This is a genomic window from Kutzneria buriramensis (assembly GCF_003387475.1).
Classification (GTDB): Bacteria; Actinomycetota; Actinomycetes; order Mycobacteriales; family Pseudonocardiaceae; genus Kutzneria; species Kutzneria buriramensis.
In genome coordinates, this window is record NZ_QUNO01000015.1 from 1 (window position 1) to 24,623 (window position 24,623).

The window sequence follows — 24,623 nt, forward strand, 5'->3', positions numbered from 1 at the left end:
ACCTCCGCCCCACCAGACCTCCGCCCCACCAGACCTCCGCCCCACCAGACCTCCGCCCCACCAGACCTCCGCCCCACCAGACCTCCGCCCCACCGGGCCACAGACCCGCACACCGGCCAGTCACCCCCATCGGGGCCGCCCCCTCGGGCCACCCCTATCGCCCCACCGGGGGGCCGCCCCACACCGGCCATCCACCCCAATCGGGCCACCCCCACCACCCCACCCCCATCGCCCTACCGGGGCCACCACCCCACCGGACCACCACCCACTGGGCTACCACCTCACTGGGCCACCAATTCGCCAAGCCACCAGCCAACCGCTCCACCGCCTAACCAAGCCACCTCCCCAACCCCATTCCCACCACCCAACCACCCCAATACCACCCCCACGTTCCTTGACAATTCCACAGCGAACCAAAAACCCGCCAAAACACCACCAGCAACCACCGTCTCGGGTCGATTTTGTGTGGAGGTGGACGATGGCCTAAGCTTTCCGGCGCGAGGGGCAGGCGAAGCCTGCCCCGGAAAGGCTCCTCGAAGGCCATCGTCCAGAGGCTCCACACAAAATCGACCCGAACCCTGCCGTCAAAACCGGGACCATCCGCGCCTTGGTCAGCCAGCTCGGAACCGCCAAAACCCGCCAGACGCTCCAGCCCACGCCCCGTCACCGAGTCATGGAGCGCCCGCTCTCCGGCATTCCTGAGCCGCGCCAAATACCGCTGCCGCTCCGCCTCCGCGAGCCGTGCCACCAGAAACCGCTAACCGGCGACTCCGATTCGCGCCGCGAAACCCACACAGCCGCCGTCAACCGACCAATCCCGCCCCAACCATCCCCGCCCAACCCCCAGCACATCACCCCAGCGAACGGAACACCCGCAGGATCTCCTCCGCCGCCAGCGTCGCCGTCAGCTGGCCGTCCCGGACCCGCCGCTCCAACTCCGGCACGACCGCCCGCACCTCCGGGCTTCCGTGCAGGGACGCCAGCAGTTGGTCGTGCACCATCGACCACGCCCAGTCGACCTGCTGCTGCCGCCGCCTCGAATCCAGCTCGCCGGAACTTTCCAACGCCGCCCGGTGCGCCTGGACCGCGCCCCACACGTCGTCCAATCCGGACGCCGTCAAACCGCTGCACGTCAACACCTTCGGCGCGGCCTCGGGACCCCGCAGCAGCCGCAGGGCCCCGGTCAGCTCCCGAGCGGCCTTCCGCGCGTCGGCCTCGTGCGGCCCGTCGGCCTTGTTCACGGCGACGACATCGGCGAGCTCCAGTACGCCCTTTTTGATGCCCTGCAACTGATCCCCGGTCCGAGCCAGCGCGAGCAGCAGGAAACAGTCGACCATGTTGGCCACGGCGATCTCGGACTGCCCGACGCCGACGGTCTCCACCAGGACCACGTCATAGCCGGCGGCCTCGACCAGCACGATCGACTCCCGCGTGGCTCGAGCCACCCCGCCCAGCGTCCCGGACGTCGGCGACGGCCGTACGAAGGCATTCTCGTCCACGGCGAGCCGAGCCATCCGGGTCTTGTCGCCCAGAATGCTGCCGCCGCTGCGGCTGGACGACGGGTCCACCGCCAGCACGGCCACCCGATGCCCCGCGGCGGTCAGCGACGTGCCCAGCGCCTCGATGAAGGTCGACTTCCCGGCCCCGGGCACGCCGGTGATCCCCACCCGCTGCGCCCCGCCGGCGTGCGGCAGCAGCTCGACGAGCAGCTGCTGCGCGAGCTCCCGGTGCGCGGGCTTGGTCGACTCCACCAGCGTGATCGCCCGCGCCAGCACCGTCCGCGACCCGTCGAGCACGCCCTTCGCGTACTCGCGGACATCGACCGGCTTACGCGCCATCGGCCGCGTGGTCCAGCGACGTCGCCAGCCGGTCGATCAGCCCAAGCGCCGCATCCGCGATCACCGTGCCCGGCGGGAAGATCGCCACCGCACCGGCCTCGTAGAGCGCGTCGAAGTCGGCCGGCGGGATGACACCGCCCACCACGATCATGATGTCCGACCGGTCCACCGCGTCCAGCTCCTGGCGCAGCGCCGGCACGAGGGTCAGATGCCCGGCGGCCAGCGACGACACGCCGACGATGTGCACGTCGGCCTCCACGGCCTGCCGCGCCACCTCCGCCGGCGTCTGGAACAGCGGGCCCACGTCCACGTCGAAGCCGAGGTCGGCGAACGCGGTGGCGATCACCTTCTGCCCGCGGTCGTGCCCGTCCTGCCCCATCTTGGCCACCAGGATGCGCGGCCGCCGGCCCTCTTCGCGCTCGAACTCGGCGACCCGCTCCAGCACGGCCGACACGTTCCCGGCGCTGCCGGCCTCGTCGCGGTACACACCGGAGATGGTACGGATCTGCCCGGCATGCCGCCCGTACACCTTCTCCAGCGCGTCGGAGATCTCGCCGACGGTGGCCTTCGCGCGGGCCGCGTTCACGGCCAGCTCCAGCAGGTTCCCGTCGGCAGAAGCCGCCGCGGTCAGGGCCCTCAGCGCGTCCTGAGTGGACTGTTCGTCGCGTTCTTCGCGCAGCCGCCGCAGCTTCTCGATCTGCTGCGCCCGCACGCCGTGGTTGTCGACCTTGAGGACCTCGATCTCCTCGTCGGCGTCCACCCGGTACTTGTTGACGCCGATCACCGGCTGCCGGCCCGAGTCGATCCGGGCCTGCGTCCGCGCCGCCGCCTCCTCCACCCGCAGCTTCGGGATGCCGGCGTCGATGGCCTTGGCCATGCCGCCGGCCTGCTCCACCTCGGCGATGTGCGCCCACGCCTGCCGCGCCAGGTCGTAGGTCAGCCGCTCCACGAACGCGCTGCCGCCCCACGGGTCGATCACCCGCGTGGTGCCGGATTCCTGTTGCAGCACGAGCTGGGTGTTGCGGGCGATGCGCGCCGAGAAGTCCGTCGGCAGCGCCAGCGCCTCGTCCAGGGCGTTGGTGTGCAACGACTGCGTGTGTCCCTGCGTCGCCGCCATCGCCTCGACGCAGGTCCGCGCCACGTTGTTGTAGACGTCCTGAGCGGTCAGCGACCAGCCGGATGTCTGCGAATGGGTACGCAGGGAAAGGGACTTCGGATTGGCGGGGTTGAAGCCCTTGACCAGCTTGGCCCACAGCAGGCGGGCCGCGCGGAGCTTGGCCACCTCCATGAAGAAGTTCATGCCGATGGCCCAGAAGAACGACAGCCGCGGCGCGAAGATGTCGATGTCCAGCCCCGCGTCCACGCCGGCGCGCAGGTACTCCACGCCGTCGGCCAGCGTGTAGGCCAGCTCCAGGTCGGCGGTCGCGCCGGCTTCCTGGATGTGGTAGCCGGAGATGGAGATGGAGTTGTACTTGGGCATCCGCTGCGAGGTGAACGCGAAGATGTCGGAGATGATCCGCATCGACGGCTGCGGCGGGTAGATGTAGGTGTTGCGGACCATGAACTCCTTGAGGATGTCGTTCTGGATGGTCCCGGCCAGCTGCTCCGGGGCCACCCCCTGCTCCTCGGCGGCCACGATGTACAGCGCCAGCACCGGCAGCACCGCGCCGTTCATGGTCATCGACACGCTCATCCGGTCCAGCGGGATCCCGTCGAACAGCTGTCGCATGTCGTAGATCGAGTCGATCGCCACGCCGGCCATGCCGACGTCGCCGGCCACCCGGGGGTGGTCGCTGTCGTAGCCGCGGTGCGTGGCCAGGTCGAACGCCACCGACAGGCCCTTCTGGCCGGCGGCCAGGTTGCGCCGGTAGAAGGCGTTGGACTCCTCGGCGGTGGAAAAGCCGGCGTACTGTCGGATGGTCCACGGCTGGTTCACGTACATCGTCGGGTACGGCCCGCGCAGGTACGGCGCGATGCCCGGGTAGGTGCCCAGGAAGTCGAGCCCCGCAAGGTCTTCCGCGGTGTACAGCGGCTTGACGCCGATGCCCTCCGGCGACTCCCACACCAGCGCGTCGGTGTCCTTGCCGGTGGCCTCGTGCAGGGCCTTGCGCCAGTCGTCGGCGCCGCCGGCGGCCTCGGGGTCGCCGAGCGGGACGTCCGCGAAGTTCGGGATCATCGAGCACCCTCCAACTGGCGATACACCGAGTGCAGCACGGACAGCGCGTCGCAGCCGGCGAAGATGAACGCGTCCGCGCCGCTTTCCGCCCACTTCTTCGGGCTGCCGGCCAGGAACACGTGCGTCGCGCCGGCTTCCTTCAGCGCGGCGACCACCGAGGCGGCCTCCTCCGCATACAACTTGTCCGACGAGCAGACGCAGGCGACGCCGCCGGGGAAGTCCGCCACCGCGCCTGCCGGCGTCTCGATGCCGCCGGCGTTGAACAGGTTCGCGGCGAACGTCGACCGTCCGGTGTGGACGGCCACTGGACCGAGCGTGGCCAGGAAGACCGACGGCCGGGCACCGGTTTCCGCCAGTAGGGCGTCGGACCGGTCCCGCAGCTCCTCGAACGCCTGCGCATAACGCAGCCGCGGCAGGCCACCTTCAGGAAGCACTGGCAACGGCTTGCGCGACACCGGCTTCTCGCCGAGGTTGGGGAACTCGCTGACGCCGGTCAGGGCGTCCCGCCGGTGCGCGATGTTGTCGCTGCGCCGCTCCCACGTCGCCGCCAATCGCTCCCGCACAAGGGGAAACGCCTCGACCAGGCCGCCGGCGCGCTCGATCTCCTGGAACCACGCCCATCCGGCGCGGGCCAGGTCGTCGGTGAGCCGCTCCACGTACCACGAGCCGCCGGCCGGGTCGATCACCTGCCCCAGGTGCGACTCCTCCAGCAGCAACGCCTGCGTGTTGCGGGCGATGCGCCGTGAGAACGGATCGGGCAGGCCGATCGCCGCGTCGAACGTCTGCACGGTCACGGCATCCGCGCCGCCGGTGCCCGCCGCGAAGCACGCCAGCGTCGTGCGCAGCATGTTCACCCACGGGTCCCGCTGCGTCAGCATCGCCGACGACGTCACGGCGTGCTGCACCTGCGCCGACGCCGCGCCGCTGACCTGCGTGACCCGGGTCCACAGCCGCCGGGCGGCGCGCAGCTTGGCGATGGTCATGAACTGGTCGGCCGTTGCCGCGTAACGGAATTCCAGCAGCCGGGCGGCCGTCGGGACGTCGAGACCGGCGGCGGTCAGCGCCCGCAGGTACGTCACGCCGGCCGCGATCGAGCAGCCCAGCTCCTCGGCGTCGCTGCCGCCGGCGTCGTGATAGGGCAGGGCGTCCACGACGATCGCCCGCAGCTTGGAATGCGACCGCGAGACCCGCACCGCCAGCGCGACCGCCGCGTCGAGGTCGGGGGAGACGCCGGTGCGGGCGTGCACGCCGAGCGGGTCGATGCCGAGGTTGCCGATCGCCGCGCTCGGCTGGACGTCCAGCACATCGAAGTACGCGTCGGCGGCGGCCTCGAACTCCGGCCCCGCGTCCAGCACGACCCCGGCCAGGTCCAGGTACACGCCGTTCAGGGCGTCGCCGAGTCCGGACACGGGCACGCCGCCGTCGCCGGCCACCAGCCACACCGAGGCGGCGCCGTTCTCCAGATCCGCCAGCACCTCGCGGTTGGTCACCGCCGGATCGGGATCGGCGTGCCGCTGGCGCACGTCCCAGCCGCCGGCGGCGGAACCCTGCGCGGTGCCGGCGCGCACGTACGGCGCCAGCCCCGGGAAGCCGGCCGCCGGGGCGGCGTCCTCGGCCGTGTACAGGGGGCTGATCGTGATGCCGTCGTAGGTCTCGGTGGCGAGCAGATCCTCCGGACTGTCACGGTGCTCGCCCTCGCCGAGCACCCCCGACTTGCGCAGCACTGCCTCCACCGACCTGCGCCACTGCGCGCGATCGGCCTCCGGGAACTCGCCGGCGAGCGTCAGCTCCGCCGGTCCGGTTGTGGACGGCGTCGTCATGCGACCCGATGGTAGGGCAAGTTACTTATGCGTAGCTTGTGAGAAGGCTCGCTCGCCGCTGATTCGGTACAGATGTAGGGGGCGGTCCGGGGGGACCACCCCCTACACGTCAGCTCAGCGCGCCAACCACACCGCCGTGTCCGACGGCAGGGAGCCCTCGTCGAGCGGGCCGCTGGCCAGCAGGATCTCGGTGTGCTCGGGCAGTGCCACCGCGGCCCCCGACAGGTTGACCACGCAGGTGAAGTGATCGTCCCGGGCGAAGGCCAGCACGCCCTCGGCCGACGGCAGCCAGGTCAGCGGCCCGTCGCCCAGCGACGGCAACGCCCGCCGCAGCCGCAGCGCCTGCTGGTACAGCCGCAGCATCGAGCCCTCGTCCGCCGCCTCGGCTGCCACCGTGTACCGCTCCCAGCCCGCCGGCTGCGGCAGCCACGTCTCGTCGCCACCGAAGTCATAGGGCGCGGCGGACCCGCCCCACGGCAGCGGCACGCGGCAGCCGTCCCGACCGGGGTCGGCGCCGTTGGTGCGGCTGAACACCGGGTCCTGGCGCACCTCGTCCGGCAGGTCCTCGACCTCCGGCAGCCCCAGCTCCTCGCCCTGGTAGATGTACACGCCGCCGGGCAGCGACATGCTCAGCAGCGCCGCCGCCCGCGCCCGCCGGGTGCCCAGCTCCAGGTCGGTCGGCGCGCCCTGCTGCCGGTCGGCGAAGCTGAACGACGTGTCGGCGCGGCCGTAGCGGGTCACGTGGCGGGTGGTGTCGTGATTGGACAGCACCCACGTCGCCGGTGCGCCGACCAGGGCGTGTGCCGCCAACGTCGAGTCGATCACCGCGCGCAGCTTGTCGGCCTCCAGCGGGCAGGACAGGAAGTCGAAGTTGAACGCCGAATGCAGCTCGTCGGGCCGCAGGTAGCGGGCGAACCGCTCCTGGTCCGGCAGCCACATCTCACCGACGAACACCCGCGGCTCGGGATAGGAGTCGGCGATCTGCCGCCACTCCCGGTAGATCTCGTGCACGCCGTCAAGGTCCGAGAACGGGAGTTGCGCCGACCCATTATCTTCGGGAGAACGCCCGTTCACGTCGGGTAACGCGGGATCCTTCACGAGACCGTCGGCCACGTCGATGCGGAAGCCGTCCACCCCGCGGTCGAACCAGAACCGCAGCACCTCCCGGAACTCCTGGTGCACCACCGGGTTCTCCCAGTTCAGGTCCGGCTGCTCCGGGGCGTACAGGTGCAGGTACCACTCGCCGTCGGGCACTCTGCTCCACGCCGAGCCGCCGAACCGCGACTGCCAGTCGTTGGGTGGCTCCGGGCTCGCCGGGCGGAACCAGAACATCTCCCGCTGCGGCGAGCCCGGACCGGCCGCCACCGCGTCGAGGAACCAGCGGTGCCGGTCGGAGCAGTGGTTGGGCACGATGTCGATGATCACCTTGAGGCCCAGCGAATGCGCCTCCTCGATGAACTTCTCGGCCTCGGCCAGCGTGCCGAACGCGGGCTCGATGTCCCGGTAGTCCGACACGTCGTAGCCGGAGTCGGCCATCGGCGACGGGTACCACGGGCACAGCCAGATCGCGTCGACCCCCAGGCCGGCGATGTGCGGCAGGTGCTGGCGCAGCCCGGTCAGGTCCCCGGTGCCGTCGCCGTTGCCGTCGGCGAAGCTGCGCACGTACACCTGGTAGATGGCCGCACCACGCCACCACGCTGATCCACGGTCGGTCATTTCACTCCTCAGCCCTTGACGCTGCCTGCGGTCAGCCCAGCGAGGATGTTCCGCTGGAAGATCAGGAAGACGACGACGGTCGGCACGCTGGCCAGCACCAGCCCGGCCAGCAGCAGGTTGATCGGGGTGTCCGGGGCGAACCGCTGCAGCGCCACCGACAGCGTCTGCGCCTGCGGGTCGGAGAACACCAGCAGCGGCCAGATGAAGTCCTTCCACGCGGTCACCACGGACAGGATGGACACCACGCCCAGCACCGGGCGGGACAGCGGCAGCACCACGCGCCACATCGTGCGCACCGGTCCCGCTCCGTCCAGAGTGGACGCCTCGATCAGCTCGCCCGGGATCTGGTCGAAGAACCGCTTCAGCAGATAGATGTTGAACGCGTTGGCCGCGCCGGGCAGCCAGATCGCCAGCGGCGAGTTGACCAGGTTCACGCCCAGCAGCGGCACGTCGGTGATGGTGAGATAGGTCGGCACCAGCAGAGCGGACGCCGGCAGCATCAGCGTCGCCAGCATCATGCCCAGCACCACGTTGCCCAGCTTGGGCTTCAGCTTCGACAGGGCATAGGCCGCCGGCACGTCGACCGCCAGCTGGAACAGCCACGCCCCGAGCACGACGATCACCGTGTTGACGAAGAAGTGCGCGAGGCTCATGAAGTCCCACGCCTCCACGTACGCGCCGACGTTCGCGCTGTGCGGCAACAGCGTCGGTGGCACCCGCGCCAGTTCCGGCGCGGTCTTCATGGCCCCCAACACCATCCACAGCAACGGAAACACGAACGCCACCGTGAACGCGACCGCCACCACGGTGAACACCGTCCAGTAGACGGCCCTGCCGCGCGGGCTCTTGAGCTGGGACTCCGACACGAGGGTGCGCATCAGTCGGCCCTCCGGGTCAGTCGCACGTAGAACAGGCCGAACACGCCCAGCACCACGAACAGCAACAGGCTCAGGGCGCTGGCCGTGCCGAAGTCGTTGTAGAAGAAGGCGTACTTGTACAGCAGCAGCAACACCGTGACGGTCGAGTCGCCGGGGCCGCCGCCGGTCATGATGTACGGCTCGGTGAACACCTGCATGGTGGCCACGATCTGGAGCAGCAGCATCACCAGCAGCGCGAACCGGGTCTGCGGCACCGTGACGTGCCACAGCCGCCGCCACAGGCCCGCGCCGTCCAGCTCCGCCGCCTCGTACAGGTCGCCGGGGATGGTCTGCAGCGCCGCCAGGTAGATCAGCGTCGCCGAGCCCATGTTCGCCCAGGTGGACACCAGGACCAGGGACAGCATCGCGGTGGTCGGGGAGTTCAGCCAGCTCAGGCCGGGCAGGCCCACCGCGTGCAGCGCCGTGTTGAACAGGCCCGGACCCGGGTCGTAGAACCACTTCCACAGCAGCGCCACCACCACCGGCGGCAGCATCACGGGAAGGTAGACCACCAAACGGAAGTAGGCCTTGCCGTGCCGGAGTTCGTTGAGCAGCACGGCGACCGCGAACGGCACCGCGAAGCCGAACACCAGCGCCAGCCCGGTGAACAGCAGGGTGTTGAGCCAGGCCTGCCAGAACTGCGGGTCCGCGAACAGCTTCTGGAAGTTCTCCAGGCCCACCCAGGTCGGCGCGGTGACGAAGTTGACCTGCTGGAAGCTCAGCAGCACGCCCCGCACGATCGGGTACCAGGAGAATCCGGCGAACACCAGCAGGGCCGCGCAGAGCAGGCCGTAGGCGGTGACGTTCTCGCGAACGCGCCGCCGGAGCCGGCCCGTCGGCCGCACCCCGAGCGCGGCCGACGGCAACCGGACGGCGGTGCTCACTTCACCGTCGCGAGCACGGCGTCCGCCTTCTGGCTCGCGTCGGACAGCAGCTGGTCGATGTTGGCGTCCTGCTGCGTGAGCACGGTGGACATCAGGGTGTCGAGGATCGTGTACAGCTGCTGCGCGTTGGGCGGCTCCAGGCTGCCCTTGAGCGACTGCCCGCCATCCACGTAGGGCTTGTAGTTGGAGACCGGGACCGTGGCGTACTTCTCCTTGGCCTGCTCCAGCTGGTCACGCACCGAGCCGGTCCACAGGTCCGGCACCGGCGGCACCGGCAGGCCCACCGGCTGCCCCTGCTGCTTGTACGTGTTGAGCACGTCCGAGGTGACCCGCTCCGGGTTCAGGTACTTCCACTGGATCCAGGTCAGGCCGGCCTTGATCTGGGCGGCCGTGGCCTTCGGGTTGATCATGTAACCCTCGCCGCCGATCAGCGTGCCCTTGCCGCCGGGCATGGCGCCCAGACCGTAGTCGGCGTAGTTGCCCTTGAACTGGTTGACCAGCGTCGGGATGTTGTCCGGGGCCGCCAGGTACATGCCCAGCTGGCCGGCGCCCATCATGCCCTGCACGTCCGCGATCTGGAGCAGCTGCTTGCTGCCCATCGTGTTGTCCGTCCAGCGCATGTCGTGCAGCGTCTGGAGGGCCGCCTTGCCCTTGTCGTTGTTGAAGTCGGCCTTCCACGTGTCGCCGTCCTTCTTGGCGATGTCGCCGCCCTCGGCGTACATCCACGTGGTGAAGTGCCAGCCGCCCTGGCCGTTGGCCGAGTAGTCGGCGTAGCCGACGGTGTTGTTGCCCAGCGCGGTGATCTTCTTGGCGTCCGCGCGCACCTCGTCCCAGGTGGTCGGCGGCTTGTCCGGGTCGAGTCCGGCCTTGGTGAACAGGGCGCGGTTGTAGAGCAGGCCCATCGAGTAGTTCGCGGTCGGCAGGCCGTAGACGTGGCCCTGCGCGTCCTTGAAGACGTCCAGCAGCGCGGGCTGGATGTCGCCGACGTGCGGCACGTCCTTCACGTAGTCGGTGATGTCCGCGGCCTGGTGGCGCGCGATCAGGTTGGCCGGGTCGGTGAAGTAGACGTAGAAGACGTCCTCGAGCTGGCCGCCGGCCAGCTTGGCGGAGAACGTCTTCGGGTCCATGAAGCCCTCGTGCGCCTGGACCTTGATGTCCGGGTGCGCCTTCTCGAACGCCGCCACGTCGGCGTCGAAGATCTTGCGGTCGAACGGCTGGGTCTGCGGCGGCTGGCCGTCGATGGTGATCGTCACCGGGCCGCCCGCCTGCTGGTCGGAGCCGCCGGAGCAGGCCGCCGTGAGGCCGATGACGAGGCCGGTGGCCAGCGCTAACGCGGTCGTCGTCCGGAATCTGTCTGTAGTCATCAGGTGATCTCCCCTGACGCGGTGGAGTGTGGCGCACACCATAGATCTTCTGGACACGGAGCCGCAAGATGTTGACACCAAAACGCAAGATCGTGACGTGATTCCCCCGTATGGCGTTGCGGGCCGTCGACTCACCGCAAGTGACTGCAAAGCACTTGCGCCACCTGTCGTATAGTTGCGGCATGACACGACGCCTTGCGGAAGTGGCTCAGAAGGTCGGCGTCAGCGAGGCGACCGTCAGCCGCGTGCTCAACGGCAAGCCCGGGGTCTCCGAGGCCACCCGGGCCGCCGTGCTCACCGCCCTGGACGTGCTCGGCTACGAGCGGCCCACCCAGCTGCGCGGCGAGCGCGCCCGGCTGGTCGGCCTGGTGCTGCCCGAGCTCCAGAACCCGATCTTCCCGGCCTTCGCCGACGTGGTCGGCAACGCGCTGGCCCAGCAGGGTTTCACCCCCGTGCTGTGCACCCGCACCGCCGGTGGCGTGTCCGAGGCGGAGTACGTGGAACTGCTGCTCCAGCAGCACGTGTCCGGGGTCGTTTTCGCCGGCGGGCTGTTCGCCCAGGCGGACGCGTCGCACGAGCACTACCTGCGGCTGACCAACCGCAAGCTGCCCGCCGTGCTGGTCAACGCCGCCGTCGACGACCTGGCCTTTCCCAAGGTCGCCTGTGACGACGCCGTAGCCGCCGAGCAGGCCCTCGGGCACCTGCTGTCGCTCGGGCACACCCGGGTCGGCATGGTGCTGGGGCCGCCCGACCACGTGCCGTCACGCCGCAAGCAGGCGGCCTTCCTCGCGCATGCCGCCCGCGCCGGCGTGGAAATTCCGGACGACGCCATCCAGCACACCATGTTCTCGCTGGAAGGCGGCCATGCCGCCACCACCAAGCTGCTCAACCAGGACATCACCGGCATCGTCTGCGCCAGCGACCCGCAGGCCCTCGGCGCCATCCGGGCCGTGCGGCGCAAGGGGCTCACCGTGCCCGGCGACGTGTCGGTCGTCGGCTACGACGACTCGGCGTTCATGAACTGCATCGACCCGCCGCTGACCACCGTGCGCCAGCCCATCGAGGCCATGGGCCGCGCGGCGGTGGAACTCCTCGTCAACCAGATCGAGGGGGCCGCCGTGTCCACCGAGGAGCTGCTGTTCGAGCCGGAACTCGTGGTGCGGGGCTCAACGGCCCCGGCGCGGGGCTAGCCGCTCGATGTCGCCGGCGGCTTCGGGATGGCTCGCCGCCAGCTGGTCGTCCCCGAACTCCACGCAGTCGTCGGTGTACGGCGGGGCCATGAACGTGCCGAGCAGCGTCCACTCGCCGGTGGTTTCCGTCGCCTGCCACACGCCCGCCGGCACCGCGACCTGCGGGCGCTGACCGGCGGCGAGGTCGATGCCGAGCACGGGTCGTGTGACCGTCCCGTCCGGGTGCAGGAGCAGCATCCGGGCGGGCGCGCCGGCGTGGAAGCAGAAGATCTCGGGATGCCGCAACCGGTGCAGCGCCGAGAATTCCGGCGCGGCGAGCAGGTAGTAGATGCCGGTGCCGTTGGCGTCACGCCAGGTCTGCGCCCAGTGCCCGCCCTCTACGGGCAGCGGCTGGAGCCCGAGCGCCGTGACGATGTCGGACGCGGTCACCATGCCGGCCGCACCCCCATGCCGCCGTCGACTGCCAGGTTCTGACCGGTGATGAAGCCGGCCAGGTCGGATGCGAGGAACGCACACGCGTCGCCGACGTCCTCCGGAGTGCCGAGCCGGCCCAGCGGGGCGTTGCTCACCCAGCTGTGGACGCCCTCCGGCCACGCCTCCTCGATGCCCGGGCGGGAGATCAGGCCGGGGGAGACGGCGTTCACGCGGATGCCATGCGGCCCGTACTCCAGCGCCGCGGCCTTGGTGTGCATGAGCAGCGCGGCCTTGGCCGAGGCATAGTGCGCATGGCCGACGGCCGGCACGCTGCCCTCGATGGAGCCGACGGCGGTGATCGCGCCCCGGACACCCCGCTCGACCATGGAGTTTGCGGCCGCTTTCGTGACGAGAAAGGCCGTGTCGACGTTTCCGGCGAACACCGACCGCCAGTCGGCCAGCGTGAGCTCCGAAAGCGGCTGCACCGGTTGCACCCCGGCGTTGTTGATCACGATGTCGAGCCCGCCGAGCCGGTCTACGGCCTCGGCGACGAGCCGGTCCACCTCGGCCGGTTCACGCAGATCCGCTTGCGCCGCAAGGACATCCGGCAGCTCGGGCGGGCGCGAGCGGTAATGCGCGAGCACCCGCGCGCCGTGCGCGGCCAGCCGGCGCGCGATGCCGGCGCCGATCCCGCCGGTGGCGCCCGTCACGAGTGCGGCCTTGCCGGTCAATAGCGTCACCGGGCCAAGGTTAGAGTGCTGGTCATGTCCGAGATCGACCCCGCCGAGCTGGAGACGTGCCTGAAGGTGCTGGCCGCGGTGACCGCGCTGCCGTCCGACCACCCCACGGCGATCCAGGTGCGCAGGGCCTCCTCCCAGATCGCCAAGGAGGCCCGCCGCGAGCGGCGCAGCAACGCCCGCAGAGCCGTGACGGCCGCCGACCGCGAGGTCACGTCGGCCACCGCGACCGGCGCGACGGACCGTATCGACGACGAGACGCAGGGCATCCCGCTGGTGTCGACCGCCGTCGGCGCGACCGCCGGTACCCTGCTGCGGCCCCGCTCCTGCTACGTCTGCAAGATCCGGTACGTCGAGGTGGACGCCTTCTACCACCAGCTCTGCCCGGACTGCGCCGCCTTCAACCGGGCCAAGCGGGACGCCCGCACCGACCTCACCGGCCGGACCGCGCTGCTCACCGGCGGCCGCGCCAAGATCGGCATGTACATCGCGCTGCGGCTGCTGCGCGACGGCGCGCACACCACCATCACCACGCGGTTCCCCAGCGACGCCGTGCGCCGGTTCGCGGCCATGCCGGACAGCGCCGACTGGCTGCACCGGCTGCGGGTGATCGGCGTCGACCTGCGCGACCCCGCCCAGGTCGTGGCGCTGGCCGACACCGTCGCCGAGGCCGGTCCGCTGGACATCCTGATCAACAACGCCGCCCAGACCGTGCGGCGCTCGCCCGGCTCGTACTCGCTGTTGGTGGAGGCCGAGTCCGACCCGCTGCCCGCCGGGCCGCTGCCGGAGATGATCACCCTCGGCAGCCCCCACGACGCCCACCCGGTGGCCCTGGCCGGCGCCGAGCTCACGTCGCTGGCCGTGGACGTGACCGCGCTGGCCCTGACCGCCGGCTCCGCCTCGCCCGCGCGGGTCGCCGCCGGCACCGCCATCGACGCCGCCGGCCTCCAGCCCGACCTGGCCCCCGTCAACAGCTGGACCCAGACCGTCGACCAGGTCGACCCCATCGAGCTGCTCGAGGTCCAGCTCTGCAACCAGACCGCGCCGTTCATTCTGGTCAGCCGCCTGCGCCCGGCGATGGCCGCGGCTCGTGCCCGTCGGAAGTACGTGGTGAACGTGTCCGCGATGGAGGGACAGTTCGGCCGCGGCTACAAGGGCGCGGGGCACCCGCACACCAACATGTCCAAGGCGGCGCTGAACATGCTCACCCGCACCAGCGCGGGGGAGATGCTCCAGGACGGCATCCTCATGACCGCCGTCGACACCGGGTGGATCACCGACGAACGCCCCCACCCCACCAAGGTCCGCCTCGCCGACGAGGGCTTCCACGCGCCGCTGGACCTCGTCGACGGCGCCGCCCGCGTCTACGACCCCATCGTCCGCGGCGAGTCCGGCGAGGACCTCCACGGCTGCTTCCTCAAGGACTACGCCCCCTCCCCCTGGTGACACCCCCGCGAGTCGCGCTCTCAGACACACCGAATGTAGGTTTCGGGCAGACCCCGCGAGTCCCCACAGGCCTGGTCAGTCGTCGATCGCCTGGTAGACGGTGGTCCAGAACTCGGCCCACATCGGCAGGGTCTGGTCGCCGGCGTGCTCTCGCTGCATCAGGACGATGGTCGTCATCGCCTCGGCGGGATCGTTGTACCAGGCGGTGCCGTACTTGCCGGGCCATCCGTAGCTCCCGACCGAGGGCCCGAGGTGCGTGCGGTGGGTGCGGACCGACATCCCGAAGCCCCAGCCCATGGTGTCGAAGTATCCCGGCCAGAATCCGGAGACCGCTTTCTGCGCCGGGGCCAGGTGATCGGACGTCATCAGCGACACCGCTCGCCGTGACAGGACCGAATCGCCCGTGAGGAGCGCCGTGGCGAAGGCGAGGTAGTCGTCGGCGGTGGAGACGAGCCCGCCGCCACCGGCCTCGAACGCCGGCGGCCGGCTCCACCGCCCGTCGGGGCCGTCCACAACGGCCGGCCTGCCGGCGTCGGCGCTCTCGAATTCGTACGCCGTCGCGAACCGGTCGATGTTCGCGCCGGTCACGGCGAAGGCCGTGTCCTTCATCCCGAGTGGATCGCAGATCCGCTCCCGCAAGGCGTCCCCGAACGACGTGCCCGTGGCCCGCGCGATGAGCACGCCCGTCACGTTCGCGGCGGTCTCGTACATCCACCGCTCGCCGGGCTGGTGCACGAGCGGAAGTGCGCCGAGCCCGCGAATCCACTCGTCCGGCGACGGCGCGCGGAGCGCGTTCAGGGCATCGGCGATCGGGGCCGTGCCCGGCTCGGCGAGGACCATTCCGGTGCCTACGGTGAAGGTCAGCAGGTCCCGCACCGTGATCGGGCGTTTCGCCGCGACGGTGTCGTCGAGCGGCCCGTGGGGATCGGCGAGCACGGTCATGTGCGCCAGCTCGGGGAGGAGTTCGTCGACCGGGTCGTCGAGGCGAAGGGGGCCGTCCTCGACGAGCGTCATCGCGCAGGCGGCGGCGATCGGCTTGGTCATGGAGGCCATGCGGAAGAGGGTGTCGGTGGCCATCGGCGTCGCCGATCCCACGCCCTCGAACGCCAGCGTCCCGATCGCCTCAACGTGCACCTCGCCGTGCCGGGCGAGCACTACCACCGCACCGGGTATGGAGCCGGCGTCCACATGCCGTGCGAGCATCTCCCGCACCCGAACCAGCCCGCTCGACGAGAACCCACCCACAGCCACCTGTTCCTCCCCACCCACCGGCAAACGCGCCTGAGCAGCCCCCGATTTCCACCCTACCGACGACCCCTGACACTCCCGCCAACCCCGGCGAGTCGCGCCCACAGACAGAACGAATGCAGGTTTCAGGCAGTCCGGCGAGTCCGCCCGGCGTCACACCGAATTGCGTGTTCAGGCAGATCGCGCGATCACCGGCGGGGCGTCGAAGGCAAGGGCCACGACGAAGTTGCCGGTCGGGCTCTCGGCGCGGGCGAGGCCGACCGAGTCGTCGGTGTCGAACGCGGCGGCCACGGCGTCCCGGCCCTCGGTGATCCGATCGGGCTTGAGGTAGTACTGGGCCATCTGCCGGCCCGGTCCGGTGATCCACAGGCGGATGTACGCGCCCCGGCGGAGCGCGGCGAGAAGGTTCTCCCGTGCCGGGCTCGCGTCGGCCTCGAGCAGCCGGTTGTACAGTCGTTCCTGGCCGCACGGCTCGGTGGGCGCGGCGGCCGCCCGAGTGCCGCATTCTGGACAGGACTCGTCGTGATAGCGGTCGAAATGGTGGAGGTAAAGCTCCATCGGCTCCGTGCTGAGCCCGCACAGCGTGTGGTTCTCGCCGTCGTACGCGTGCTGGGTGTGCTCACGGGGAGCGATGGCCGCTGCGAACGCGGCCGGCTCGCGGGCAGTCTCGAAGGACCATTCCTCCGTCATGGCCGCGAGTTCAGGGCTTGATCAGCGCCGGGTGGTTGGGATCGTCGAACTTGACCACGACGTCCGCGACATCGCCGGGGGAGACCTCGGCGCGGTAGCGGTCGAAGGCGGGCAGCGTCCAGTGCTCCTCGACGGGAGTCCGCCGCCGTAACGCGGCGGCCGACATGTCCAAGTGGACGGTGAGGTCGAAAGGCAGCCACCGGCCGAGCAGCAAAGCGCCCTCCACCACGACGATTCCGCCCGACGGAACCTCCACATAGGATGCTCGGCTGGCCCGGTCGGTGTCGGCGTTCCACAGCGACGGCAGCACGGAGCCGGTGCCGGCCGGGTCGGCGGGATCCAACACCTCACGGGCGAGGCCGCCGGCATCCAGCCAGTCCTCGAAGTACGAGTCGGGATCGGTGCGCCCGTGCTCGAACCGCAACGACGCCGGCCGCAGGAAGTCCCGGGCGGACACCCGAAGCACGGAACGTCCGCGCAGCCGCAGGGGATCGACCAGCGCGTCGGCGAGGACGGCGGGCTGCGCGGCGGGGGCGGCGTCGATCACCACCCGCAGCCTGGAAGAACCAAGGGCGACAATGCGATCGGCGAGTTCGGCGACCAGAACCGAGAAGGAAACCGGGCGAACCTTCACTCCGAGAGACCCTTGGCCGGGTCGGGGGCGACGTGCGGCGCGGGCGCGGGATCGCGTACGGGCCGTGGTCCGACGCCGGCGGCCAGGACGGCGCTGTTGGGCAGCCGGATCACGCCGTCGTCGGTCTCCAGCACCACGTACACGAGCCCCATCTCGATGACCATCCCCAGGTGCGGCCCGCCCAACGCCCCCGAGTGCACGACGATCTGGTCGCCGATGGTGAACGGCCGGGACATCAGCAGCACGAGCCCGGCGAACAGGTTGCCCAGGGACTGCTGGCACGCGATGCCGACGACGACGCCGGTCAGCGCCCCGCCGACGAGCAGCTGCCCGATGCCGACGTTGAGCATGCCGAGCGCGGTCACCACGGCGACCTGGTAGCCGACCAGGGAGATGCCCAGACGGATGATGCCCGCGTGGCTGATCCCGATGTGCGACTGGGTGTGCCGCACGATGACGTTGCCGAGGTTGCGGATGGCCACGGCCATCACGCCGACGAACAGCAGCGCCCCGCCGACGGACACTGCCTTCTGCCACAGCATGGCTCCGGCGTCGAGCCGGCCGAACACCTCGACGCCGATCACGATCAGCGCCGCCAGCGTCCCGGCGCCGATGGTGCGCTTGGTGTCGGGAAACAGCCGCCGTGCCATGTGATCTCCTGCCGCCGAACGAGTTCAGCCGACAGACTCTCACGCCACGGCGCGGGCCTGCTCGATGACCTCCAGCACGGCGATGGCCTCCTCGGGCGTGACCGGCACGTGCCCCTCGCCGCGCACGGCGTCCCGCATCAGCGCGTAGAAGTCCTGGTACGCGCCGGGAACCGAGGTCACGCTGCGCAGCGTGCCGTCGACCCCGAGCTGGCCGGACAGCTCCGACGGCTCGACGCCCCACGTCGGGCCGCCGGGCCGGTTGCCGCCGCGCAGGGCGTCCTCCTGCCCGTCCAGCCCGTACTTGGTGTAGCCGGCCCGGTCGCCGAGCACCCGCAGCCGCGGCCCGGCTTGCGGCGTGACGGCCCCCATCCACAGGTGCGAGCGGACGCCGCTCTTGTGCGTGAGGGCGACGAACGCGTCGTCGTCGACCTGGACGCCGGCGCGCCGCCGGTCCAGCTCGGCGTACACGGACCGGACCGGGCCGAACAGCTGGAGGGCCTGGTCGATCAGGTGCGAGCCGAGGTCGTACAGGGCGCCGCCGGCCTCGGCCGGGTCGCCGAGCTCCCGCCAGCCGGCCTTGGGCACGGGCCGCCAGCGCTCGAAGCGTGACTCGAAGCGGTGCACGGTGCCCAGCTCGCCGGCCTCGATGAGCTGCCGCACGGTCCGGAAGTCGTTGTCCCACCGGCGGTTGTGGAACACCGACAGCGGCAGCCCCAGCTCGCGGGCGTGCTCAGTGAGCTTGCGCGCCTCCTCGGCGGTCGGCGCGAACGGCTTGTCCACGACCACCGCGAAGCCGGCGTCCAGCGCCTCGGTGGCCAGCGGCACGTGGGTGCGGTTGGGGGTGGCGACCACGACCAGGTCCAGCTCTTCGGTCCAGAGCTGGTCGGCGTGGTCGAGCACGAGGGCGCCGGGGTGGTCGGCGGCGACCTGAGCCTTGCGTTCCGGGTTGGCCGTGACCACGGCGGACAGCCGCAGGCCGGGGGTGGCCGCGATCAGCGGGGCGTGGAAGACGGCGCCCGCGATGCCGTAGCCGAGCAGACCCACCCGCAGATCGGTGCTTGCGTGCATGGCCCGAGTTAATCAACACTGTTGTGTAAATGCAAAGCAAACCCGGAGCGAATCTCGGCTCACTGCGTGACCACAACGCCGCGGTGGTGCTGGACCTGATCCGTCGTCGCGACGGCATCAGCCGCGTCGACCTGGCCAACTCCAGCGGCCTCACCGCCCAGGCGGTGTCCAAAATCGTGACGAGGCTCATCGACGGCGGTCTGGTCGCGGAGTCCGGTCAGGTTGCCCCGACGGTCGGCCGCCCGACGACGCTGCTGCGGCTCGTGCCGAGCGCCCGGCACGCCATCGGCGTCCATCTCGACCGGGACGAGCTGAGGCTGGTGCTGGTCGACCTGGCCGGCCGGGTGATCGCCGCCGAGCACCGGCCGGGCCTGGTCGCCTCGATCGGCGAGCTGGCCGAGCCGATCCGGGCGCTCGCGTCCACTGTGGACTCGGCGACGCTGGCCGGCGTCGGTGTCGGCTGCCCGGGCCCGGTGGACCACCGCACCGGCGTGCTGCACCGGGCGAATCGCTTGCCTGGATGGGAAAACGCCGAACTCGGTCCGATGCTGACGGCCGCGCTGGAGCTGCCGGTGATCGTCGACAAGGACACCAACGCGGCGGTGCTGGCCGAGCTGTGGGCCACCGACGTGCCGAGGCAGACCGCGATGATCTACGTCGGCACCGGCATCGGCGCGGGACTGGTCCTGGACGGCCGGGTCTACCGCGGCGCGCGGACCAACGCCGGCGAGTTCGGGCACATGATCATCGCGCTGGACGGCCCGGCCTGCGTGTGCGGGCGGCGTGGCTGCCTGGAGGCGCTGTGCGGGCCGGCCGCGGTGGTGGCGCGGGCGGCGGGCGAGCCGGTGCCGGAGTCCCTGGTGCTCACCCGCTTCGCGCAGCTCGACCACGCCGAGGTCGACTGGGCCGGCGACATCCTCGGCGTGGCCGTGAAGGACCTGGTGAACCTGCTCGACCTGGACCGCGTCGTACTGGCTGGTAGGGCGGCGCCGCCCTACCAGGACGGAATCCGCCGGGCGCTTCGCGGAACGGAGGTCGAGCTGACGCTCAGCGGCTGGGGGCCGCAGCTGGTCGCGGTCGGGGCGGCGACGTCACCGCTGGCCGCGTCGCTGACGGCCAGCGACGCGCTCGCGGCTCGACGGGGCTGAACCGGGTCGCGGCCGACGGCGACAGCTGCCAGCGGTGCGGCAACCAGAGCGGGTGGCTGACCAGCTCGTCGAGCTGGAAACCGCACTGCCACTGGGTGAACTGCGGCCGGTCCAGGGTCTTGTCCCACTGGGTCGCCTGGGCCAGCAGCAGGTTCAGCACGGTGGTGCTGTCGCCGATCGCCATGATCGAACCGTCGGTCTGGATCCAGGCGGTGCCGTGCGACGGCTCGTGCTTGGCCAGGCAGCCGCGGTCCGGGTCGAAGTCCGGGTCGTCCAGCTCGGCGCGGGTGATCCGGGCGTCGCGGGCGGCCAGGAAGAACCAGAGGTCCTGGTAGTTGTCCTCGGTCAGCGCCAGGTGGCCGCCGGGCACCCGGTAGGTGGCGGGGCCGCGCAGCACGCGGTGCGGGTCGTGGAACAGCGCGTCCGGGCGCAGCGGGCCGGTGGCGGGTGGGAAGTCGCCCCACAGCACCGGGCGGGCGTGCGGGCCGGCGGCGCGCTTGGTGACGGCCAGCACGGGGTGCATGCCGCCGTGGGCCACCGGGGCGTAGATGACGCCACCCGGAGCCAGCTGATCCAACCAGTGCGGCGAGATGCCGGCCACCCCCGCGGTGACCACGATGCGGTCGTACGGGGCGCCCGACGGGTCGCCGAAGTACGCGGCGTCGCCGGTGACGGTGGTGATCTCGTCCGGATCGAGCAGACGATCGCCGACCGCTACCTGCAAAACGCGCTGACCTGCACGGATGTCCACCGCGGCGAGGAACTCGTCGGTGGCGGGGCAAGCAGTGTTCTGCTGTTTGATCATGTGAGGCGTACCCCCGAGTGGGTTTCCACTCAAACAGTGTGCCAGACGGGCCAATACCCGCGAGTCAGCCGACGGCAGCCGCGAGCCGTCCACCATCCTACCTCTTACCTGGGGATGCATCTCCACAGAGGGTAGTCGGATCGTCGGATCCGCTCACCTGATCGAAATCAGCGTGCTGAGCACGGTGTGGAAGGCGTCGCTGGCCTGCACCGCGCTGGTGCCGCCGTGCAGGATGCGGGTCAGGGTGCCGGCCCGCAGCGCCAGCAGGAAGGTGGCCAGCTGCTTGGGCGGCACCGTCGCCAGCGCGGAGTCGGCCGGCAGGACCTTCGCCAGAAGTTCACCGAACGCCGTGGAGGCCTCGTCGTCGTGCTGGTCCAACCGGGCGACGAGGTCGGGGTTGCGGACGGCGTGGATGCGGAACTCCAGGATCACCGTGCTCAGCGCGGAGTCCTGCTCGTTGAGCTCCAGCAGCTCCCTGGCCAGCATGTCCGGCGTCACTTCGCTGGCGGCCAGCGCCGCCAGCCGCTCCCGGCGCTGGGTCGCGTACTGGTCGAACACCTCCACCACCAGTTCGTCCTTGCTGCTGTAGTTGGAGTAGAACGCCCCCCGGGTGTAGCCCGCCCGGGCGCAGATCTCGTCGATGGACGACGCGTGGTAACCACGCTCCGCAAGGACCTCGACCGCCGCACGGAGTAGTCGCGCCTTCGTGTGCACCCGTTTGCGTGGCGGTGCATCCGTAGCGTGGCTGACGTCACTGTCAGAAAGGCCCATGACTGACACGATACAGCTCTACACTCAGTACGTCGGTGCATTCAGTGCATTGGTGTATCCAACCCGGAGGGGATTGGCCGTGGCCAGCAGGAAGCAGCCCACTCGAATCGTTGTGCTCGGTGGAGGCTACGTCGGCCTCTACACCGCGCTGCGTCTCCAGAAGAAGCTGCGCTCCAACGAGGCGTCCGTGACGGTGATCGACCCGCAGCCGCACATGACGTACCAGCCGTTCCTGCCGGAGGCGGCGGCCGGCTCCATCGAGCCCCGCCACGTCACCGTCCCGCTGCGCCGGACCCTGGACCGCTGCCACGTGCGCACCGCCCGGGTCACCGCGGTCGACCCCGACCGCAAGGTCGTCACCGTGAAGACCGAGAGCGGCACCGTCGACGAGGTCGCGTACGACACGCTGGTCGTCGCGCTCGGCGCGGTCACCCGCCTGCTGCCGATCCCGGGCCTGGCCGAGCACGGCATCGGCCTCAAGACCATCGGCGAGGCCGTCTACCTGCGCAACCACGTGTTGTCGCGGCTGGACCTGGCGGCCAGCACCACCGACGCCGCCACCCGCAGGAAGCTGCTCACCTTCACCGTCATCGGCGGCGGCTTCGCCGGCGTGGAGGCCCTGGGCGAGCTCGAGGACATGGCCCGCTCGGCGCTGAAGTACTACACGACGATCGAGCCCAACGACATGCGCTGGGTGCTCGTCGAGGCCGCGCCGCGGATCCTGCCCGAGGTCCGCGAGAGCCTCGGTGTGTACACGGTGGACAAGCTGCGCCAGCGCGGCATCGAGGTCTACCTCAAGACCTTCGCGCAGAGCGTGGAGAACGGCCGGGTCAAGCTGTCGGACGGCACCGAGTACGACAGCGACACGATCATCTGGACCGCCGGCGTCACCGCCAACCCGGTGCTGGCCGAGGCCGGCCTGCCGCTGGACCAGCGCAAGCGCGTGGTGGCCAACGCCGCCATGCAGGTGCAGGGCCACGAGGGCGTGATCTGGGCGGCCGGCGACTGCGCCGCCGTGCCGGATCTGTCCAAGCGGGACGCCGACCCGGAGGCCACCTGCCCGCCGAACGCGCAGCACGCCGTGCGCCAGGCCAAGGTGCTCGCCGACAACATCCTGGCCTCGCTGCGGGACAAGAAGGTCGTCGACTACTTCCACAAGAACGTGGGCGCGGTCGCCAGCCTGGGCCTGCACAAGGGCGTCGCCGACGTCTACAACACCAAGGGCAAGGGCTGGACCGCCTGGGCCGCGCACCGCGCGTACCACGTGGCCAAGATGCCGACCTTCAACCGCAAGGTGCGCATCCTGTTCGGCTGGATCGGCCACGGCCTGCTCGGCCGCGAGGTCGTGTCCATGGTGCACGTCGCCGAGCCCCGCGCCCTGGACGCCGGCCAGATCAGCAACATGCTGAGCCGCACGGACTTCGCCCAGAAGTAAGTCTTTGTGCAGGGAAGGACGCCTTACCCGCGTTGAACGAGGGTAAGGCGTCCTTCCCTGCGTTTGGGGGACCCCGCAGCGTGAGGTGCGGTTGACACTGTGTACTAACGGAATAAATGGGACGGCGTGTCGCGTCGTGCGTGACATGATGGCTTCGAGGCCTTTGCTGTGACCGCTGCCAGTGTCCAGCCGCCATCGACCCAGGACGCTGCCGACGGGGGGACCCCTTGATGACCGAAACCGTGCAGAACGCGCGCGCCGACAGCCGGGCGCCGGAGCGAACATGGCTGCTGATCGGCGTGCTGGTGCTGTCGGCGTTCGTGATGATCCTCAACGAGACCATCCTGAGCGTCGCGCTGCGGGACCTGACCGTCGACCTGCGTATCGCCACCACCACCGTGCAGTGGCTGACCAGCGGCTTCCTGCTGACGATGGCGGTGGTCATCCCGACCACCGGCTTCCTGCTGGAGCGGCTGACGCCTCGCCAGGTGTTCATCATCTCGCTGTCCGCGTTCAGCATCGGCACATTGCTGTGCGCGGTCGCCACCGGCTTCCCGATGCTCCTGATCGGCCGGGTCGTACAGGCGTGCGGCACCGCCGTGATGCTGCCGCTGCTGATGACGACCGTGATGCGGCTGGTGCCGCCGGAGCGCCGCGGCGCGACCATGGGCACGATCACCATCGTCATCGCGGTGGCGCCGGCGATCGGCCCGACGATCGGCGGCGCGGTGCTGTCGTCGCTGGGCTGGCGCTGGATGTTCGGCATCGTGCTGCCGCTGGCGGTGGCCGCGCTGATCGCCGGCGCGGTCCTGCTGAAGATCGACAGTGAGACCCGACAGGTGCCGCTGGACGTACCGTCGGTGATCCTGTCCGCGCTGGGCTTCGGCGGCGTGCTGTTCGGCCTGTCCGGCAGCGGCGACCCGACCAGCCAGCCGCTGCCGCCGTGGGTGTCGGTCGTGGTCGGCGTGGTCGCGCTGGTCGTGTTCACGTGGCGCCAGCTGGTGTTGCAGCGGCAGGACCGGGCGCTGCTCGACCTGCGGCCGTTCACCCACCGCAGCTTCGTCGTCTCGCTGGTGCTGACCAGCGTGTTGTTCATGTGCCTGATCGGTGCGGCCGCGATCATGCTGCCGCTGTACCTCCAGACGGTGCTGCACCAGAGCACGTTCGTCACCGGCCTTGCGGTGCTGCCCGGCGGCCTGGTGCTGGGCCTGCTCGGCCGGCCGGTCGGCGCGCTGTACGACAAGATCGGCGCGCGGCCGCTGGTGATTCCGGGCGCGTTCGCGATGGCGGTGTCCCTGTGGCTGTTCGCCGCGCTGGGGCCGAACTCGCCGCTGATCGCGGTGATCGGCATCCACGTGCTGCTGATGGCCGCGCTGGGCCTGATGATGACGCCGCTGTTCACCGACGGCCTGAACGACCTGCCGGAGCACCTGTACTCGCACGGCAGCGCGATCATGTCCACGTTGCAGCAGGTGATGGGCGCGCTGGGCACGACGCTGTTCGTCGCGGTGGCCACGCTGGCCACGGTCGCCGGGACCACCGGGCCGGACGCCGGCGGCCTGCGGGCCGCGTTCATCGTGGCCGGCTGCCTGGGCGTGATCGGCGCGATCGGCTCGCTGTTCGTGCAGAAGCGCCGGGTCGCCGCCGAGGCGTGAGAAACGGAAACGGCCCC

The 24,623-nt window shown here is 70.6% G+C and carries 21 protein-coding genes; 5 read left to right on the forward strand and 16 right to left on the reverse strand.

Annotated elements, in window-relative coordinates; translation table 11 throughout:
• Positions 1 to 851: 851 nt before the first annotated feature.
• From meaB to BCF44_RS37135, 7 genes are all read right to left on the reverse strand, one after another.
• Positions 852 to 1,838 carry a methylmalonyl Co-A mutase-associated GTPase MeaB gene (meaB, locus tag BCF44_RS37105; RefSeq protein ID WP_116179166.1) on the reverse strand — a complete coding sequence of 329 codons (987 nt, stop codon included), beginning with the start codon at positions 1,836 to 1,838 and terminating at the stop codon, positions 852 to 854.
• Positions 1,828 to 4,014, reverse strand: coding sequence for a methylmalonyl-CoA mutase (gene scpA / locus BCF44_RS37110; protein ID WP_116179167.1), 2,187 nt, complete (start codon positions 4,012 to 4,014; stop codon positions 1,828 to 1,830). The genes meaB and scpA overlap by 11 nt, the downstream gene beginning before the upstream one ends.
• Entirely contained in the window at positions 4,011 to 5,834 is a 1,824-nt protein-coding gene (locus BCF44_RS37115) for a methylmalonyl-CoA mutase family protein (RefSeq protein ID WP_116179168.1), read from the reverse strand. Before BCF44_RS37115 ends, scpA begins: the two co-directional genes overlap by 4 nt.
• A 114-nt stretch (positions 5,835 to 5,948) precedes the next feature.
• Positions 5,949 to 7,550, reverse strand: coding sequence for a glycoside hydrolase family 13 protein (locus BCF44_RS37120; protein ID WP_116179169.1), 1,602 nt, complete (start codon positions 7,548 to 7,550; stop codon positions 5,949 to 5,951).
• A gap of 8 nt (positions 7,551 to 7,558) precedes the next feature.
• Positions 7,559 to 8,428: a carbohydrate ABC transporter permease gene (locus tag BCF44_RS37125; protein WP_116179170.1), complete on the reverse strand. Its 870-nt coding sequence runs from the start codon at positions 8,426 to 8,428 to the stop codon at positions 7,559 to 7,561.
• Complete coding sequence (locus BCF44_RS37130; protein ID WP_116179171.1) at positions 8,428 to 9,351, reverse strand: carbohydrate ABC transporter permease; 924 nt, start codon at positions 9,349 to 9,351, stop codon at positions 8,428 to 8,430. Before BCF44_RS37130 ends, BCF44_RS37125 begins: the two co-directional genes overlap by 1 nt.
• Complete coding sequence (locus BCF44_RS37135; RefSeq protein ID WP_116179172.1) at positions 9,348 to 10,715, reverse strand: ABC transporter substrate-binding protein; 1,368 nt, start codon at positions 10,713 to 10,715, stop codon at positions 9,348 to 9,350. The genes BCF44_RS37130 and BCF44_RS37135 overlap by 4 nt, the downstream gene beginning before the upstream one ends.
• Before the next feature lie 110 nt (positions 10,716 to 10,825).
• Between BCF44_RS37135 and BCF44_RS37140 the strand changes: the two genes are divergently transcribed.
• Positions 10,826 to 11,905, forward strand: coding sequence for a LacI family DNA-binding transcriptional regulator (locus BCF44_RS37140; protein WP_116179173.1), 1,080 nt, complete (start codon positions 10,826 to 10,828; stop codon positions 11,903 to 11,905).
• Here the strand turns inward: BCF44_RS37140 and BCF44_RS37145 are convergent.
• Positions 11,882 to 12,337 (reverse strand): cupin domain-containing protein, encoded by a 456-nt coding sequence (locus BCF44_RS37145; protein ID WP_116179174.1) that lies wholly within the window; start codon positions 12,335 to 12,337, stop codon positions 11,882 to 11,884. The two genes, BCF44_RS37140 and BCF44_RS37145, sit on opposite strands and share 24 nt — an antisense overlap.
• The gene (locus BCF44_RS37150; RefSeq protein ID WP_116179175.1) at positions 12,331 to 13,059 is read right to left on the reverse strand and encodes an SDR family NAD(P)-dependent oxidoreductase; all 729 of its coding nucleotides are present in this window, start codon (positions 13,057 to 13,059) and stop codon (positions 12,331 to 12,333) included. The genes BCF44_RS37145 and BCF44_RS37150 overlap by 7 nt, the downstream gene beginning before the upstream one ends.
• A gap of 24 nt (positions 13,060 to 13,083) precedes the next feature.
• On the opposite strand from BCF44_RS37150, the gene BCF44_RS37155 reads away from it, so the two are divergent.
• On the forward strand, positions 13,084 to 14,502 hold the full coding sequence (locus BCF44_RS37155; protein ID WP_116179418.1) for an SDR family NAD(P)-dependent oxidoreductase: 1,419 nt from the start codon (positions 13,084 to 13,086) through the stop codon (positions 14,500 to 14,502).
• Positions 14,503 to 14,577: 75 nt separating this feature from the next.
• Here BCF44_RS37155 and BCF44_RS37160 read toward each other — a convergent pair whose 3' ends face one another.
• The 5 genes from BCF44_RS37160 to BCF44_RS37180 form a co-directional block, all read right to left on the reverse strand.
• Positions 14,578 to 15,753: a serine hydrolase domain-containing protein gene (locus BCF44_RS37160; protein WP_246016024.1), complete on the reverse strand. Its 1,176-nt coding sequence runs from the start codon at positions 15,751 to 15,753 to the stop codon at positions 14,578 to 14,580.
• Between the two features lie 168 nt (positions 15,754 to 15,921).
• Positions 15,922 to 16,440 (reverse strand): hypothetical protein, encoded by a 519-nt coding sequence (locus BCF44_RS37165; RefSeq protein ID WP_116179176.1) that lies wholly within the window; start codon positions 16,438 to 16,440, stop codon positions 15,922 to 15,924.
• 10 nt (positions 16,441 to 16,450) lie between these two features.
• Positions 16,451 to 17,074: a nucleoside/nucleotide kinase family protein gene (locus BCF44_RS37170; protein ID WP_116179177.1), complete on the reverse strand. Its 624-nt coding sequence runs from the start codon at positions 17,072 to 17,074 to the stop codon at positions 16,451 to 16,453.
• Positions 17,071 to 17,724 carry a mechanosensitive ion channel domain-containing protein gene (locus BCF44_RS37175; RefSeq protein ID WP_116179178.1) on the reverse strand — a complete coding sequence of 218 codons (654 nt, stop codon included), beginning with the start codon at positions 17,722 to 17,724 and terminating at the stop codon, positions 17,071 to 17,073. The genes BCF44_RS37170 and BCF44_RS37175 overlap by 4 nt, the downstream gene beginning before the upstream one ends.
• 39 nt (positions 17,725 to 17,763) lie before the next feature.
• Positions 17,764 to 18,792, reverse strand: a complete 1,029-nt coding sequence (locus BCF44_RS37180; protein ID WP_116179179.1) for a Gfo/Idh/MocA family protein — start codon at positions 18,790 to 18,792, stop codon at positions 17,764 to 17,766.
• Between the two features lie 29 nt (positions 18,793 to 18,821).
• Here BCF44_RS37180 and BCF44_RS37185 point away from each other — a divergent pair, with 29 nt between their 5' ends.
• Positions 18,822 to 19,940: an ROK family transcriptional regulator gene (locus BCF44_RS37185; protein WP_116179180.1), complete on the forward strand. Its 1,119-nt coding sequence runs from the start codon at positions 18,822 to 18,824 to the stop codon at positions 19,938 to 19,940.
• Here the strand turns inward: BCF44_RS37185 and BCF44_RS56925 are convergent.
• Together BCF44_RS56925 and BCF44_RS37195 are read right to left on the reverse strand one after the other, a co-directional pair.
• Positions 19,840 to 20,745, reverse strand: a complete 906-nt coding sequence (locus BCF44_RS56925; protein WP_246016025.1) for a protein-L-isoaspartate O-methyltransferase family protein — start codon at positions 20,743 to 20,745, stop codon at positions 19,840 to 19,842. The two genes, BCF44_RS37185 and BCF44_RS56925, sit on opposite strands and share 101 nt — an antisense overlap.
• A gap of 153 nt (positions 20,746 to 20,898) precedes the next feature.
• The gene (locus BCF44_RS37195) at positions 20,899 to 21,516 is read right to left on the reverse strand and encodes a TetR/AcrR family transcriptional regulator (RefSeq protein WP_116179181.1); all 618 of its coding nucleotides are present in this window, start codon (positions 21,514 to 21,516) and stop codon (positions 20,899 to 20,901) included.
• A 79-nt stretch (positions 21,517 to 21,595) separates the two neighbouring features.
• On the opposite strand from BCF44_RS37195, the gene BCF44_RS37200 reads away from it, so the two are divergent.
• Positions 21,596 to 22,951 carry an NAD(P)/FAD-dependent oxidoreductase gene (locus BCF44_RS37200; RefSeq protein ID WP_116179182.1) on the forward strand — a complete coding sequence of 452 codons (1,356 nt, stop codon included), beginning with the start codon at positions 21,596 to 21,598 and terminating at the stop codon, positions 22,949 to 22,951.
• A 230-nt stretch (positions 22,952 to 23,181) separates the two neighbouring features.
• Positions 23,182 to 24,606 (forward strand): MDR family MFS transporter, encoded by a 1,425-nt coding sequence (locus BCF44_RS37205; protein ID WP_116179183.1) that lies wholly within the window; start codon positions 23,182 to 23,184, stop codon positions 24,604 to 24,606.
• Positions 24,607 to 24,623 lie beyond the last annotated feature (17 nt).